The following is a 16,352-nucleotide window of genomic DNA, read 5'->3' on the forward strand; positions in this document are numbered from 1 at the left end:
ATCAAATATACTAAAAAGGGCGTATGCACTTATGAAATCCGGAAAAATCATGTCGGCCGTTCTTAGCGGCTGTCTTGCGTTCTCCCTCCTCTTAGCACCTGCTGCTTCAGCGGCAGAGAGCGCACAGACCGATTCAAACACGGAAATTATTAACGAAATTATGGACTATATTGAATCCTACAACGTGGAAGGGGTAGACAAGGATACCCTGATCCGTGGTGCAATTGACGGAATGATCTATACGCTCAATGATCCTTACAGCATGTACCTCGACAGTGACGAAGCCGCTGAATTTCAACATCAGCTTGAGCTTGAATATGTCGGTATCGGTTTTTCGCTGGCGAGAAATGGGAATGAGGTGTACATTGAAGAAATCACCCCCCGTTCTCCCGCCGAACAAGCGGGTCTGAAACGTGGTGACGTTCTTCTGAAGATCAACGGTACGGCCATCGCTGATCTTGAGGCCGATCCCTTTAGCGCAGTGCCGGGCAGCAAGTTGACCCTAACAGTCAACCGAAGCGGAGCGGCCAAATCCGTTAACGTAATCCTGAAAAGTATGGTCACAACCTCTGTCACCGGCAAAATTGTCGGCCAGAAAATCGCCTACATCGCATTAAGCGGCTTCACGCAAAATGCCGACAAGGAATTCTCCGCTATGCTGGATAAGATGCGGGCAGCTGGGATGAAATCGCTCGTGTTGGATCTGCGCAATAACGGAGGCGGCTATATTGATGTTGCCAAGAATATTACCGCCAAGTTTATGGAGTCGGGCATTATGATGTACACCTCCGACCAAAGTGGCGCTCTGACTCCGGAAATTATAAAGGGCGGCAGTAAAATCGGCGTGCCTGTCGTCGTCCTGACGAATGAAAACTCCGCCAGTGCCTCCGAAGCCCTGACCGGCGCTCTGCGCGATAATAAGATCGCGACTATCGTCGGTACCCGCACATACGGCAAAGCCAGAATTCAAAACCTTGTGCCCGTATCCAACGGCGGAGAACTAAAGCTCACGACTTTAAAGTACCTGACCCCGAACAAGGAGGACTTTAACCAGATCGGCTTGAAGCCGGATATTGAAGTCCAAAGCAAAACCGCGCAGCTGATTACCGCCCTGCAAATTGCCGGAATGACCAACATTACGGCGTCCGGAGATAACCATATTCTGAACATCAATGGAAGTCCTTTTGCCGGAAATGTTGGTCTCTTGAAGCAAGGAGACAAGGTTTATGCTTCGGCACGCGTGCTGGCCACCCTTGTCGAGAGCGATGTTACTTGGGATGCCAAGAACAAGAAAGTGCTCGTCACGAACGGAGCCGGCAGCATCTCTAGCTTCGCCTTAGCCTCCAAAGAAGCCCTGTCCCAGAATGATGAGACCTACGTTGAACTCAATGCGTTCAAGAAGAAATTCCCTGCGCTAACCTGGAGCTACGACGCCGCACTCAAACAATTGAAATTATCCGTTAAATAGCGGATTATATCGCACTGCAGAAACAAAAGAATGCCCCGCCAGCCATGTATGTATGGCTGCGGGGCATTCTTGTTTTATACCCATCCCAGAACAGACGACAGTTGCCGCCCTTGCTTAGTTCGAAGAATTCTGGGGCGGGTTCTGCGGATTCTGCTGGTTCTGCGGGCTTTGCTGGTTCTGCTGCTGTCTGCCCTGAAAATCTTTATTGCCTTTTTTGTCTTTATTCCGGTGGTTCCGGCTTTGATGTTCGCGCACAGGTCTATCCTTAGACGAATGATCCCTGCCGTTTCCGCCAGTGCCCTTGTCCCGGGCCGGGTTAGAGTAAGAAGATTTCGATTCCCGCTGCTCCTTAATTACAGCATCCGGTTCAGCCGGCTCTTGTTCAAGGTCTTCCTCCAGCGCCGGCTCCGGTATTTCTTTAATCAAGATATCCTTGAATGTGCCTTCCTTCGGCTGCTCTTTCAATTTATGCAGAACAAAATAGGCACAGCCGAAATTGCAGTATTCATTAATGTAATCCACCATGCCTGAAATAGCTGTATCCCGGTTCACCTTCGGATGGTTGTCCCGGTAAAAGCCTTTCAGACGTAATTGGCTGTATCCCCAGTCACCGATAATATAATCGTAACGGTCCAGCACCTCGCTGTATCTCCCGCGAAACGCCTCCGGATTCCAGCCATCCTTATGATCCAACATGAGCTCGTAGCCTTTTCCACCTATAACGATCAAGCGTGTGTCGCCTGCCTTTCTTTTGCATAATGGGAGCGGGAGCGGGGGCGTTGATAAGCCGCCGTTCCGCGGAATTTCGAATTTCCGGCCGCTGTTGTTGTCCGATTTCTTCATTTTAAACTGCCATGCGGTTGAAATCGGACAACAAAGGCAAACGCTGGCGCTCCTCCAATTTCGAAATTCAGCTCCACGGCTCCATCAACGCGTGATGGGGTGGACCTACAACATTAACCCAAGGGCCTCTGATCGCCTACGGCTCACAATCGGCCCTTTTCCCTCTAAAACCTAAAACCTTAAAGACTAAAGATAAACCCTGTGACTCCGTCACGAAGGCAATTTTGTTTCCCTAAATTTTAATTATTACTGTGAAACTGAACGCTCCTCACGGGCTTTCGCAGCGGACTTGACCTGCTCATGCGCACGATAAGAGCTGCGGACGAGCGGACCCGCTTCCACATGACTAAAGCCCCGGTTCAGTCCTTCTTCCTTCAGCAAAGCAAATTGCTCCGGCGGATAATATTTCTCCACATTTAAATGCTTAGGGGAAGGCTGCAGGTATTGCCCTAATGTCAATATATCACAATCTGCCGCCCGCAGATCATCCATCGCCTGAAGTATTTCGTCCCATTCCTCTCCAACGCCTAGCATGATGCTGGATTTGGTAGGAACATCCGGTTTGATCTCCTTCGCCCGGCGCAGCAGCTCCAGAGAGCGGCGGTACTTGGCTCTGGCCCGCACACGGTCCGACATCCGCTCTACCGTCTCTATATTATGGTTCAGGATGTCCGGGCGGCTGTTCATTACAATTTCCAGGCTGTCCCGGTCTCCGAGAAAATCCGGGATCAGTACTTCCACACTGCATAGCGGAAGACGTCTTCGAATAGCAGCAACAGTCTCGGCAAAAATCGCCGCACCGCCATCCTTCAAGTCATCGCGGGCCACGCTTGTCACCACACAATGGTTAAGCTTCATGCCTTCTGCAGCTTCAGCAACACGCTCCGGCTCCAGCAGGTCCAGCTCCGTGGGCAGACCTGTATTCACAGCGCAGAAACGGCAGGCCCGTGTACAAATGTCTCCCAGGATCATAAATGTAGCCGTACGGTTCGCCCAGCATTCATAAATATTGGGACAACGTGCTTCCTCACATACGGTATGTAAAGTTTTGGATCGCATCATGCCTTTAATATCTTGATAATTATCACCGGTTGTTAACTTGATTTTAATCCAGTCCGGCTTGGGTTGTTTGGCTGTTCTATTAGTCAAAGTGGTGAACCCCGCTTTCGCCTGAATATAAGTTCCATGGTTAAAAAGTTGCTGCCTCATATTATATCATGTGCCATTAGCAATTGCCTGTTTTTGTGAAATTCAACTTGCAAACTTGATTGCCCTGTACTTCAGATAGACATCAGCTCTTTCTGCAGAGTATTTGTTCATACTTGGTAGCTTTAGACAAGTACGGATAAAAACATCCCTTTTGCTTCAAATTAAAAGAAAAAGAAGTGCATCTGTCAATACCTGCCCGATGTATTGTACAATTCCACGGCGTAACTTAGGAGGTTGTTATCATGCTGGCCCCATTCAGAAATTATAGAAAAGTGATCACCGTATCCTGCTTGTCGACTGCCCTATTGCTGTCGGGCGGCGGGGAAGCTGCTGTTGCAGCTGCCACACGGGGGCATAATCTCCCGGCCGTCAAATCCAGCGGCGTTCCTGCCGGCAGCAAGGTGAATGATGAGGCTGCACGCAAGGAGCTTTATGAGCAAATGAGTGCTGCTACCGGCATTCCCTGGTTCAGATTCGCTGCCATTGACCAGTATGAGCGGACGATCGCTAAGAAGAAGGGAGGCACGGAAGTATCCGCTTCTTCCCGTCTTACCAGCATCGCCATTCCTGCACCGGTATGGTCCGGTCCGCTGAATCCGGATCAGGCCGATAAATCGCCTGATTCCATCAGCTTCTTCGGCGGTTTCGGGCAGGACGGGTCCGGGGACGATCTTGCCGATCCCACAAATGATGCCGATGTGCTCTACAGCATGGCACGCCACCTGCTGAATTATGGAAACTCTGCGAATGACTTCAACATTGCAATTTGGGAGTATTATCATAATGGCCGCGCGGCCCAGCGGGTGGCACAGTTCTCTAAGCTGTATGAGCATTTCGGACGGCTCGACCTGTCAGGCAGCGCTTTTCCGCTGCCTGTCGGAACGATGTATGCTTACCGCAGTACCTGGGGCACCGGCAGAAGCTGGGGAGGTGCGCGCATTCACGAGGGAACGGATCTGTTCACCCCGCACGGAATGACTGTGCGCAGCACCTGCTTTGGAGTAGTGGAGACCAAGGGGTGGAACCGCTTTGGCGGCTGGAGAATAGGCATTCGTGATATCGAGAACCGATACCATTATTACGCCCATTTGTCCGGGTATGAGAAGTCCATCTCCCGCGGAGATATCGTCACACCCGGGCAGACCCTTGGCTGGGTCGGCAGCTCGGGGTATGGCAAACCCGGAACTCAGGGCAAATTCCCTCCCCATCTGCATTACGGCATCTACCGCGACCGGGGAATTACAGAGTGGGCCTTCGATCCTTATCCTTTGCTCAAGCAATGGGAGAATCAGGAGTACCGGACACTTAGGAAAAATAAGAAAAACAAATCATGAACCTGAGCCCGGCCGCATGATTTCATCCACACCGTTCGGCTAGTTCAACATCAGGCAGCCGAACGGTTCAATCTCCACGAGAATCCGTTTGGCATTCCGGATGGTCCTTCCACTCAACAAGTCGGTCAGTTCATTTGGGTCAGAGCGGAAACTGCTCAGCTCAAGCTGATAATGATTCGGGGAGTTGTTGAGAATCAGCCCTATTGGGTCCTGATCACCCCGCCGCACAAAGCCGAGGACATTACGCGCCTCATCAGTGAACCAGGGGCGGAAGGCGCCTTTTTGCAAGACGTTATGTGCTTTCCGCAGGGCAATCAGCTCCTTGTACCAATTGTGCAGTTCCTCATTCTGCTCCTGCCTGTGCCAAAGCATCGGTTTTCTGCAGTGCGGATCGGTGGCCCCTTCCATTCCGACTTCATCTCCGTAATAAATCATTGGCAGGCCAATATAGGTCATCTGAAAAAATATAGCCAGCTTCATCCGCTGGAGGGCCGTACCCGCCCGGTTCCAGCCGCGGCCGCCTTCCTTGCAGGCTGTCAGAAACCGCTGGGTATCATGGCTGCCAAGCAGCTGGAACATTGCCGAGTTAGCCTGATCATTGCAGAGTGCTTCGATATGGAGCACCTGCTCCATGAACCGCTGCGGGCCCGTGGATTGTTCCGCAAAAAATTCCAGCACCGCATCACGCAGCACATAATTCATCCCGCCATCAAACTGGTCACCCCTTAACCACGGACCGGACGCATGCATGATTTCCCCAATCAGCAGCAGTTCGGGAAATTCATCCTTCAGTTCGCGGCGGAACCGCGACCAGAACAGCGGATGGACCTCATTGGCCACATCCAGACGCCAGCCGTCAATTCCCGCTTCACGAATCCAATACTTGGCCACACCGAGCATATAATCAGCAACTTCAGGATGATTCATATTCAGCTTGGGCATTTGGACTTCAGCCTTTGCGAAGGTCTCATAGGTTGGAACCGGAGACTGCTCAACCGGATAGGAATGGATAAAGAACCAATCCTTATACCGCGAATTCTCCCCATGCTCAAGCACATCTCTGAAAGCAAAAAAAGTATCACCGGAATGGTTGAACACAGCATCCAGCAGCACCTTGATCCCGTGGCGGTGTGCCTCAGCGACGAGCTCCTTAAGATCCTCTGCTGTACCAAAATCAGGATCAATCTTGTAATAGTCCGATGTATTATATTTATGCTCTGAAGGAGATTCAAAGATAGGTGTCATGTAGACGGCGGTCACGCCGAGTTCCTGCAGATAGGGTATTTTTTCTGTAATTCCCTGCAGTGTTCCACGGTTATAGCTGCTGGGATATATCTGATAGACAATGGCTCCGCTCGTCCATGAAGGCAGCTCCAGCGCCTGGTCGGCATGCAGATAAGCGTATTGAAAAGACCCGGCACGTTCGCGGTTTTGGGACTCTCCCCGTTCCCCGTACCATGTATAATCACCCGCAGGATTTTTTACATAGAACAAATATCTGCATTTGCCGGTTTCCGTCCGGATTACCGCCTCATGAATCTCATAGGCGCCGGCTGAACCGATTTTCTCCATAGACTGCGGCTGTTCACTGCCCGGGGAATCATAGCGGTCGGAGTGAACCACAGTACAGCTTAACTGCTGTCCGGCAGGCACAAACAGCCGCAATTTCAGGGCTCCCGGTCCAGCGGGAAAGGCAAAAGGATCTTCTGACGTATGGTACAAAAACCAGTGGTTTGACATATTTTTTAGTCTCCTTTTTATTATCAGTCCCGGAATTTTCCGGACAAACTCAACCCGTTAGGGAAACCGGTTTCCTTCATAAAAATTACCATGCGCTGTATACGTTGTCAATGCAAATCAACTCTATAAATAAGAAAGAGCCTGCTTCACACTCATCGGTGAAAGAGGCTCTGCAAGCGGCGCTTGATATATTATTTTCACACACTATTCAGGAAGCCCCTGAGCGCTCGATAAACTGGAGTACTTCGTTCATGATCCGCTCACTATCATCGCAATGGCAAACCATATGACCGCTGTTCTCCACCATCAGCACCTGCTTGCGGCCGGAAGGAATGGTCTGCTGCAGGTAACCGGCGCTTTTGGTCTTCACCAGATGATCTCTTCTGCCCTGCACGATCAAGGTCGGAATCTCGATATGAGGATAGACCTCAAAGCTTTCGCGGACCAGCCGCTGAAATTCCCGGGTGGCCTTCGCCGGCGTTGAGCCAAATTTGCTGAAATAATTCCTGAGCATGGCTGGGCTGCCCAACGTTCTGAGAATCTCAAGCATGTTCAGCGGAAACACAGGCGCCGACAGCAGCGTAAGAGACTTAATCCGGGTTTGGTATTGTACCGAAAGATGGGAAGCGATCAACGCTCCGGTAGAAAAACCAATAAGATGAACGCTCTCCGTCTGGTTCAGCAAACTCTTTAATTCATCTTCAGCACTTTGCCGCCAATCATGCCTGTCCGAGTGAAGCAGATCTTTTCTGCTGCCGCCGTGCCCTTTAAGCGTGAATGTCCTGGAATGGTAATTATGCTGCTCCATAAACCGTGACAACGGAGAGATTTCGTGTTCTCCCCCGGTGAAGCCATGAATAAACAAACAGCTATCCATAACCATTCCTCTTTTCGTTTAGATTTTTTAGCCGCTGGGTTGATATGTATCTGCCTTATTTTAACCATTTTAAGAAAAATAAACCTCAACGTCCAATCGTTAAGGTTCACTTCATCATTATGCGATAAAACATATTCTCCTATTATGCCGTTTTAACCGGCTTATTGGGAAATCCGCATATTTTAATATGCCAACCCAGTCATCCTCTTCAACCCTCCATATTAATATCACACCATTCGAATGGTTTGCTTTTATCCGTACAGGCCTTGTTCTAGCTAGGAGGGTAGCAATGATGTTTAAGACCCAGACGACGGTTTGGGTCTTTTTACGAGTAAGCTTGCAGCTTCTATTCTATGAAGAAAGGATGAATAACTTTGCCGAACTTTAGTTCATTCCAGTCCATTCCGGATAATTTGCGCACGCTTATTTTCGGGCGGGACCCCGTCTCTCTTAATGATCTTCCCCTTACTACAGATCCCAGCGGTAACCTGACCACAGTCATCCTTAATGGTACGAGTGGGTCAAGGCTGCCCGAACCACTGTGGTTCGGGCTGCTGCAGGCCCCTGCAGCGATAAAGAAGCAATGGTGCTCGGTCTACACCGCACAAGAGCAGCATTGCCATACTCCTGCCGGCTTGGCGGAGTGGCTGCTGTACGCAGCGGTAGCCAGCTCATGCAGGCTGACTCCCCTGCTGGAGCCCGCAGCTGAAAGGGCGTTGCAGCAATCGGGGAGCCGGGCAGCTGCGGTAGGCCTGAGCTACCATCAGCTGCTGCTCGCAGCAGCAGTCTATCCGCAAAGCGCTGCTTCCGGCAGTATCCCTTGGCTGCTGCTTGTAAGAGCGGCCCTCCGGGAGAAGCTTTAACCAAGGGCTTCACAGTCCAGTGCAGCAAACCAAGATAACCCCCGTTCCTTTGTGGTCAAGCCCCTGTTTTATAGACACTGAAAAAAAGCCCCTAGGCTATAAGCTGCTTCCGGTACTCTACCGGAGGTAGCTTATTTAGTTTTCGCTGCGGTCGATGCTCGTTATAAAATTGAATATAGGCTTCAATTCGCCTTTGTGCCTCGTCCACATTTCGGATATCATAAGGGTAGAGCCCTTCCGTTTTGAGATGCGAGAAGAAGCTTTCCATGGAGGCATTGTCATAACAATTTCCTCGGCGAGACATGCTGATTCGGGCGCCAACCTGTGGCAGCATGTCATGGTATGCATGAGACGTGTACTGGAATCCCTGGTCGCTGTGAACGATCAGTCCGGTCACGTCTTTTGTCTGGTTAAAGGCCTTCTCAAAGGTTTGGAGAACCAGTGGATTGTCATTTCTATGACTCATATGGTAGGCTACAATTTCATTGTTAAATAAGTCTTTCACCGCAGAAAGGTAGAGCCACGATTCCCCCACCCGGTATTGAGTCACATCGGTAACCCATTTTTGGTTAGGGGCATCCGCTTTGAAATCCCGTTTCAGTAGGTTTTTAGCGACACGCCCTTCGGTCGAAGAAGCGTAGTTACAGCGATGTTTTCGCCGAATTCGTGAGCGGATCCCTAGCACCTGCATAAGCCGAAGTACCTTCTTATGATTCATCCAGACTCCATGGTCCTGCAGTAAGAACAGTTGAAGCTGCCGGTAGCCGTATACTCCGTTGTAGTGCTCGTAGACCTTCTTTACAAGCGCTTTGTCTGCTTGATTCCGATCTTGATCTTTGCGTTTAAGGTAGGCGTAGTAGCCACTTCTGGAGACACCAAAAATCTTACAGAGTTCGCTAACGGGATACTCTTTTGCAGCTCTCTCAATGCTTATATACCTTTGCGTTTCATCTCCTGCATCCAGATTTCTAAACACTTTTTTAGCATTTCGTTTTCCCGTTTCAGCCGCTGCACCTGTCTATCTTGATCCACATATTCCTCTCGTCTTCCCCGATGATCGATGAGTCCAAACTCACCGGATTCTTTATACTTCTTCATCCAATCTTTGAGACGATGTCTGTCTGTAATTTCAAACTTCTCCATTATTCTACGGTAAGTCCAACCTTCTACTACATGAAGGCGTATAGCCTCCACCTTTGTCTCGTACGGATACTCTTTAAATTTCTGTCCCTTAACTGCTGGCATAAAAAATGCACCCCCTAGAATTTCATCGGTTAAACCAGGGGTTTAATCCAATGTCTATTCTAAGGGGTGCACTTCATTTGCCGGAACGGGGGTTATTTGCTCTGAGCAGCATATTATTTTCTTAGCATACTCTCAAAGCCGGTTTATAGCTGTGCAGGCAACCATTACTCAACACGGCTGTTTACGTGCCGCGCTTTTCTTTCCACTCTATTACACGGGGATTCTCATCCAGAATGGAACGGTATTGCTCCAGGCTCCCCCATCTGCCCTCAGGATCAAGCTCCAGATAACGCTCGTATTTCTGCCGGAGCTCTTCCGGCGGCACAGCCCAGCCGTAATGCTTCACACGCAGTTCGGCTAGAAAACCCGGCAGGATGGCGTAGGAAAGCGGGAGCCGGGGAACATGAAGATCCATCCGGGGCGTAAAATAATGAAAATGCGGCAGATAGCGGACCAGCGTGCGGGTATGCTTCATGTGTATATTCCAGTGTTCATCCTCACGGTAATGGGTAGTTCCGCCCCAAAAATCATACAGGCGGAAGGCTACCCAGTCGTAAACATCCTGATCAATGAGGCGCCGCATCTCCCGCTTCGCCTCTTCCTCGTAGAATTCATCGGCATCGACAGATAATAGCCAGTCTGGTCCGGTGGACACCGCCAGATCCCAGAGCGTTTGCCGGAGCACCCATTCCCGGCTGAACAGCGAGCTTTCCAGCGTCACCATCTTTGACACCTTGGCGAAAGAATTGCACAGCCGCGCCGTACCATCCGTACTTCCGTCATCAACAATGACGATATCGTCCACAAAATCGCTCAGTTCCTCCAGCACCCGCTCCAGATGACGCCCGCTCTCATTGCGTACTTGCATCATCGCGGTCAGCCGGTTGCCGGAGGATTTACGCAGAGGCTCACGATTACTCATCTACTCTCCCCCTCAGTCGTCCGACTGCCTCTTCCAGATCGGCCATTTCGGCAAACAGCGGCCGGGCTTGATAGTCTGCTCCGGCCGCCCGCAGAAAGCTGCGGATGGCGGCATGCCGCCTGCCATGCAGCAGATGCAGCGCACCTTCGATCACCGGCAGCTGCTGGCTTGCAGCTGCTGCCGCTCCGCCTCTTGCTGGAGGTGGCGTTCCCGCAGCAGTACCCACCCCCGCATCGCTGCTGGCTTCCATTTCACGCTGGAGCTGCAGTGCTTTTTCCCATTGATAGGATTCAATGTAGTTCAGCAGCAGCAGCGGTTTCGCCTCCATATAGGATGAACTGGACAAAATCATGATCGCCGCCGCCGAATCCTCGTTCACACGGTAAATTTCCGCCTGAAGCAGCTCTTTTTGACCGTGATCCAGCCAGTTCTGCATCTCCGCTGCCCTCGCTTTTTCTTCATCCGTAAAGGCTGTAATGGCATACTGCGCGGCAGCAAGCTCCAGCTGGCCCTGCTTAGCTTCAATAGCCGAGAAAAACCGGTAATGGGAATGCAGACAGTCCGTATAATCATGCAGCAGCATCAGCTCGAAGGATTTCGTCAAATACCGGGAGGCCGCCTCGTCCCCAAGCAAATATAAATAGGAGGCTGCCAGATAATGCACGGCCGGCTGATCGGGCAGCTTCTCGCACATGGACAGATAAAACTCCGCCCGGTGCCGCCGCTGGATATCAAGCCAAGACACAGGCGATCCTGCGGATGGCTGCCACAGTTCTCCCAGCGCTCTCGTCCATATCGCTTCATAGCCGGAGAGAAAGAACAGCCGGTCTCCCCGGCGGATGATTCCGTACGATAAGGGACTGTCCCCGCTGAGATAGACGACCCCGTCTCTGCGCAGATTCTGCTCCAGATATAGCCGTTCTGAAGCGGTGGCCACCAGATCGGCTCTGGCAGCGAGCAGCGCGCTGTATTTGTCCCACAGTCCGCTGTCTTCGCCTTCGGGACAAGCCTCCAGCAGTGCCACGGTATAGGCTGGCTCCAGTGTCATTACATCCGGCAGCCAATACGGGGAGGAGACAAGCACCGTGTATTCCTTGGCATTCAGCTTGTAAATCTCCGCCAGGCTCAAGGAATGGATGTCATATTCCTCCTGCTGGCCCGGTGTCATCCCCCCTGCAAACAAAACTTCCCCGCGGTCCGGCAGGAGGTTGAGCAGCCTCTTGTATTCATAAGCCTCCCAGGGAACAGAACTGAGGATAAGATAATTCATAGCCGTCCCCCTCTCTCATTGGGAGATGGCGATGCTTCTCCGCCGCGAAGCCCGGCAATATACCCTATAGTCAGTGTTTCTGCGGGAACGAGCTGCAGGCTGCGGCGGGTCGGCTCCTCCCGCCGCCCAATTCGGCCAGGCACAATTCCGCCCCGGTGGGCGGTACGTTCAAGCGGAAGAAACAGCGGAAGCCCCCCGGTCAATGGCCCCTGCAGCCCTTCTTCCTGGCTCACCACAATATCGGTTGAACCCTGCCGCACAGCCTGCACAATTCTTTCCACATAACGGGTGTCATATTCTGCAGAAGCGGACAAATACACTACTGCTGCGCTTTCGTAGAGTGCGGAGACATTCTCCAGCGCATGCAGCCAAGGTTTTTCTCCCTGCACCGTAATCACCGCGTCCCTCTCCTGAACCGGAAATTTGGAAGCAACATCGTTTGCACTGTCTCTGATCCATACCCAGCGGATATTGTCATAACTCTGCTGTTCTTGCAGCAACTGACGCCGCTTAAGCGATGTTTCCGTGTTCCACTTCTCTTCAAAATAAACAACTGCTGTCACCAGTGGAACGGTCACGGAAGATTTGCCGAGCGGTATCGCGGGCTGCTGCGGATAGACGGAAAGCTCCGCAGGTACCGGGAGACTTCCTCCAACCCCAGAGACGCCGGGCAAATTCCATTTGGCGCAGTACGCCCGCCCGCCTTCCTCCTCAGCGCCTTGGTCCATGCCATTCAAAGAACAACTTCCGTCCTCAAGCGGATGAAGCGCGTGAACATACAGAGCATCGCTGAGCGCGAGCCTTCTCCCCAGCTGCCGGGCCCGCAGGCACCAATCGGCCACCATCAGGCGCCGCTGGCGGAGCGATGCATCGAAACCGCCCACTCTGAGCAGCAGTTCCCTGGTGAAGAGCAGGCAGGCACCGCTTAGCACTTCCACATTACGCCATTCGCCTTGCCGCCGAAGCCGGGTATGATTTACGTATGCGGACAGCGTAGAGAAATCGTCAAACCACTGCAGTTCCCTGCCTTCCGCTTCTTCCGTAGAGGAACGCGGGGCAACTACTCCGATAACCGGATCATCAATGGCCGGCCAGAGCAGATCGGCGAGCCAGCCTGCAGTGACCATGACGGAATCCTGAAGCAATACGACAAATGAGGTCTCGGCATATGCCAAGGCCTCATTCACCCTATATTCCCCGTTCCTGTAGGGGAGAAAAGACACGGCATGTTCTCCAGAGAACTGCTCCGAGAGGGGCAGCAAAGCAAAATCCTCTTCCAGCGGAACGCCAATCACACGGACGCCAGGGCCGGAATGCAGCAGCAGGAGCTGCAAGCATTCTGCACCCCATGCGGCGCAGCGCAGTTCAACCACAATTGTTATTCCGTCTATTACCGGAAGCGGCAGTAATCCTTCACGCTCCAGATAGCTGTATCTTCCGGCCAGACGCTCCAAGCGGACAGAATCCATAGAATCATACAGCATCAGGCTCACACTCCATTAGTTAAAACTGTGCTACCTATAGTGTATGAATGCTACGCGGTGATATCCCTGCTCCATTGGCGGATTTTTCCGGATTCTCCCAAATTAAATCCAATTTACCTATTCTATTCGCCGCCACCCTCAGTCTCCGCTCCGCCGTTGCCTGCGTTTCCGGCATTGCCGGAAGTATTACTGCTCGCGGGCGGATCATTCGTGGTGCCGCTTTGCGGATCTTTGCTCTCGCCGCTTTCATCAGTATCCGAACCGCCTTCGCCAGTTCCGCTCTTCTCCCCGCTTGCCTGCGGAGCCGGAATGGCAATGCCCGGTGCGTTGTTTCCATTCTCACCGACTGGCTGGCCTTGATTGTCGTAGTAGTACATCGGAACATCGCCGACAACCATCAGATAAGATACGGGAATTTCCGTATCCACTACCTGCGGCTCCATGTCGAACGGAATGACGACCGCAACCTCAGTGACAACATGAATGAAGACCTCAACCAGAATCATATTAATTCCGGCATTTTTTTGGCGGGTGTTCAGCTCTACTTTAACTGCGCCCTGCGGTTCGATCTTGATCGGCACATCCGGCCCGAAGGAAGCGATGAGCGGACTGCCCAGCGCCTGGCCGAGCGGGATATGCTCCGTCTGATTATGCAGCTCCTGCAGCGTGGACTGAATGACCTCCGCCGCCTGCGAGGTAATCCGCATATGCTCTCTATAATTGAGCATAAAGCCCGATATTTTGCCTTCCTTATCCGTCTTCCAGTCAATCAGCGCTTCGGCATCTCCTGCATCGGCCACCTGTGAGGTAATCGCCTTATTGATCGACTCCGTGGCAATTTGCTTCACCCGGATTTGCGCCAGATGAATAATCGGCGGCTTCAAATTCTGCTCGACATAACGCAGCCCTTGAAGCACCGCCAATATCAGCAGCAGGCTCAGGATGATCCAGAAGCGGCCCCGTCTGCGCGGCTTTGGCGTCTTCTGGACGGAAACAGGAACCGCCTTCTTCCGCTCGCCTCCGCCGGAGAAGCTGAACCTGCTCCCCCGTCTTTTTGGCGAGAACCGCGCTCCTTGTCCAGCGGCTCTGATTCCCGGCTTGGCTGGTTTCGCCTTAAACGCCGGGCTTCGCCCGGCCGGTCTTGGCATGCTGCCCAAGCTGAATTTCGGCAGCCGCACCCGCAGGCGCAGGCTTGGCATAACCGCCCTGCGGTTTCCCCATTTTTTTATTCTGCCCATGAGTCTAAGTCCCCCCTGCATTCCTGCGGTCAAGCCGCCGCCCCTTACTATAGGCTATTCGGGAAGAGGACAAAAAAGAAGAACGCCTCTCACGGTGCGAAGTACCGTGAGAAACGTTCATATCCATGATTTCTAATGCAATTACTCCATCCGGCTCCGCTTATCCTCCTGCAGATGGCCCCAATGCCGCCGGATAAAAATGCCCAGCAAAATAATAATAAAAACCGCATACCAGGCAAGAAATCCGTTCCATTCCTCTCTGGGGACCACCAGTGAAGAGCCGATCGTTCCGAACAGCCAAATGAAGGACAGATTGCCGAGCACCGTACCCCAGATATAAGCCGAGGCTTTGATCGGCGAGACCGCCGCCATGAAATTGATTACGTTGCTGGGAACAATCGGAATGGTGCGAAGCAGCACCAGCGTCCAGATGCCGTAGCGGTCCAAATAACGCTGCCACTTGTCATAGCGCTTCAGCTTGGATCTCCATTTCTCGTCGAACCAGCCATAGAGGTACCGCCGGAAGAGAAAATACACGAGTATGGCGCCTAAATTACAAGCCAGCCAGCTGACCAGCATGCCGCCGATCACATGAAATTCGGAGACATGCAGAACAATCAATATCGCCAGCGGAAAAAATCCGAACAAACTCTGCAGAATCGTGAGTGGTATCGTTGCTAACAGAATATACGGCCCGTTCAGCCCAAGACTTTGCAGCAGCCAATCAATCCAGCCGTTTATGACCTCCGTCATGGAGCCGTCCCCTTTCGTGACTCCTTTCAGCATCAGCTCCGCTGAGTCCTTATAAATCACTAATTCTTCAAGAAAAACACCCCTTACGGGGTGTCTGTTGATGATCCTGCTAAAGAATGTGTTATCGCGGGAACAATGTCCGGCTACAGGTTACAAAATTGTAGCCTTATGTTGACCTAATCATAGCACACATCTTAACCCGCTGCAAAATGACTCTGCAGTACCGGCACAGTTATTATTATTCTGCAGAAATCCAAGTATTCACTTTATCCTCATTCGCTTCTACCCAGCTCTTGGCAGCATCCTCAGGCGATTTCCCGGCTTGAATCTCCACCATAACCTGGGCCATTTCCTCAGGTGTCCATGTGAATTTATCGAGGAAGTTGTACACCTCCGGCATATCTTCCTTCAATCCTTTGCGTACCATAGTGTGAATCTGCTCCGCTCCGCCATATACGTTTTTGGGATCTTCCAGATACTTCAGATCCATATTGGCGAACATCCAGTGCGGCGTCCAGCCCGTTACTACAATCGGCTCATTATTGGTGTATGCCTTCCCCAATTCTTGAACCATAGCGGCCGACGAGCTTTCCAGCAGCTTATAATCACTCAGTTTATAGTCTGTGAGCGCCTTTTCGGTGGCCATCATAATTCCTGCTCCGGGTTCAATCCCGACAACCCGGTTGTTTAGCGCTGCTGCCATTTCCGGATTGTTCAAATCCTCAATGGAGTTGATGTCCATATAAGTGGGAACAACCAGACCTGTCTTGGTTCCTTCCAGGTTGGCCCCAAGATCCTCTATATCTTTTCCATACTGCTCCAGATAGGAAGCATGGGTGCTCGGCAGCCAGGCAGCTACCATTCCATCCGCACTTCCGTCCGCAATGCCGGCCCACATCGGTCCAGCATCAACCTGAAGCATTTCCACCTTCGCATCCAGCTTGGACTCCAGAACCTCTTTGACTACATACGTGCTGGCAATTTCCGAATCCCAGGCCACATATGCCAGCTTCACGGATTTTCCTTCACTTGATGAACAGCCGGCAATTGCAAATACCAGCAACACCGTCAACAGCAAACCGAATCCTTTTTTCTTCATCTAAATA

The 16,352-nt window shown here is 51.8% G+C and carries 15 protein-coding genes; 3 read left to right on the plus strand and 12 right to left on the minus strand.

What is annotated here, in order from left to right; genetic code table 11:
* Positions 1–31: 31 nt before the first annotated feature.
* A complete protein-coding gene (locus tag NSS79_RS28920; protein WP_342437136.1) occupies positions 32–1,468 on the plus strand; it encodes a S41 family peptidase in 1,437 nt (478 codons plus the stop codon).
* A gap of 114 nt (positions 1,469–1,582) precedes the next feature.
* Here the strand turns inward: NSS79_RS28920 and NSS79_RS28925 are convergent, their stop codons facing one another.
* Entirely contained in the window at positions 1,583–2,197 is a 615-nt protein-coding gene (locus NSS79_RS28925) for a YutD family protein (protein WP_342437137.1), read from the minus strand.
* Between the two features lie 360 nt (positions 2,198–2,557).
* Entirely contained in the window at positions 2,558–3,460 is a 903-nt protein-coding gene (lipA, locus tag NSS79_RS28930) for a lipoyl synthase (RefSeq protein WP_342437138.1), read from the minus strand.
* Positions 3,461–3,762: 302 nt separating this feature from the next.
* Between lipA and NSS79_RS28935 the strand changes: the two genes are divergently transcribed.
* On the plus strand, positions 3,763–4,854 hold the full coding sequence (locus NSS79_RS28935; protein ID WP_342437139.1) for a M23 family metallopeptidase: 1,092 nt from the start codon (positions 3,763–3,765) through the stop codon (positions 4,852–4,854).
* A gap of 39 nt (positions 4,855–4,893) precedes the next feature.
* Here the strand turns inward: NSS79_RS28935 and NSS79_RS28940 are convergent, their stop codons facing one another.
* Positions 4,894–6,594, minus strand: coding sequence for an alpha amylase N-terminal ig-like domain-containing protein (locus NSS79_RS28940; protein WP_342437140.1), 1,701 nt, complete (start codon positions 6,592–6,594; stop codon positions 4,894–4,896).
* A gap of 208 nt (positions 6,595–6,802) precedes the next feature.
* A complete protein-coding gene (locus NSS79_RS28945) occupies positions 6,803–7,471 on the minus strand; it encodes an alpha/beta fold hydrolase (RefSeq protein ID WP_342437141.1) in 669 nt (222 codons plus the stop codon).
* Positions 7,472–7,845: 374 nt separating this feature from the next.
* Here NSS79_RS28945 and NSS79_RS28950 point away from each other — a divergent pair, with 374 nt between their 5' ends.
* Positions 7,846–8,334 carry a hypothetical protein gene (locus tag NSS79_RS28950; protein WP_342437142.1) on the plus strand — a complete coding sequence of 163 codons (489 nt, stop codon included), beginning with the start codon at positions 7,846–7,848 and terminating at the stop codon, positions 8,332–8,334.
* Between the two features lie 91 nt (positions 8,335–8,425).
* Here NSS79_RS28950 and NSS79_RS28955 read toward each other — a convergent pair whose 3' ends face one another.
* From NSS79_RS28955 to NSS79_RS28990, 8 genes are all read right to left on the minus strand, one after another.
* The gene (locus NSS79_RS28955; RefSeq protein WP_342437143.1) at positions 8,426–9,310 is read right to left on the minus strand and encodes an IS3 family transposase; all 885 of its coding nucleotides are present in this window, start codon (positions 9,308–9,310) and stop codon (positions 8,426–8,428) included.
* Positions 9,265–9,579 carry a transposase gene (locus NSS79_RS28960; protein WP_340980241.1) on the minus strand — a complete coding sequence of 105 codons (315 nt, stop codon included), beginning with the start codon at positions 9,577–9,579 and terminating at the stop codon, positions 9,265–9,267. The genes NSS79_RS28955 and NSS79_RS28960 overlap by 46 nt, the downstream gene beginning before the upstream one ends.
* A 181-nt stretch (positions 9,580–9,760) precedes the next feature.
* Positions 9,761–10,501, minus strand: a complete 741-nt coding sequence (locus NSS79_RS28965; RefSeq protein WP_342437144.1) for a glycosyltransferase — start codon at positions 10,499–10,501, stop codon at positions 9,761–9,763.
* Positions 10,494–11,771, minus strand: a complete 1,278-nt coding sequence (locus NSS79_RS28970) for a hypothetical protein (protein WP_342437145.1) — start codon at positions 11,769–11,771, stop codon at positions 10,494–10,496. The genes NSS79_RS28965 and NSS79_RS28970 overlap by 8 nt, the downstream gene beginning before the upstream one ends.
* The gene (locus tag NSS79_RS28975) at positions 11,768–13,255 is read right to left on the minus strand and encodes a hypothetical protein (protein WP_342437146.1); all 1,488 of its coding nucleotides are present in this window, start codon (positions 13,253–13,255) and stop codon (positions 11,768–11,770) included. Before NSS79_RS28975 ends, NSS79_RS28970 begins: the two co-directional genes overlap by 4 nt.
* 122 nt (positions 13,256–13,377) lie before the next feature.
* Positions 13,378–14,493: a sporulation protein YunB gene (yunB, locus tag NSS79_RS28980; protein WP_342437147.1), complete on the minus strand. Its 1,116-nt coding sequence runs from the start codon at positions 14,491–14,493 to the stop codon at positions 13,378–13,380.
* A 141-nt stretch (positions 14,494–14,634) separates the two neighbouring features.
* Positions 14,635–15,246: a VTT domain-containing protein gene (locus NSS79_RS28985; RefSeq protein ID WP_342437148.1), complete on the minus strand. Its 612-nt coding sequence runs from the start codon at positions 15,244–15,246 to the stop codon at positions 14,635–14,637.
* A 238-nt stretch (positions 15,247–15,484) separates the two neighbouring features.
* Positions 15,485–16,345 (minus strand): glycine betaine ABC transporter substrate-binding protein, encoded by an 861-nt coding sequence (locus NSS79_RS28990; RefSeq protein ID WP_076114224.1) that lies wholly within the window; start codon positions 16,343–16,345, stop codon positions 15,485–15,487.
* Between the last annotated feature and the right edge of the window lie 7 nt (positions 16,346–16,352).

The sequence above is a fragment of the Paenibacillus sp. FSL L8-0436 genome (assembly GCF_038593025.1).
Taxonomy (GTDB): Bacteria; Bacillota; Bacilli; order Paenibacillales; family Paenibacillaceae; genus Paenibacillus_AQ.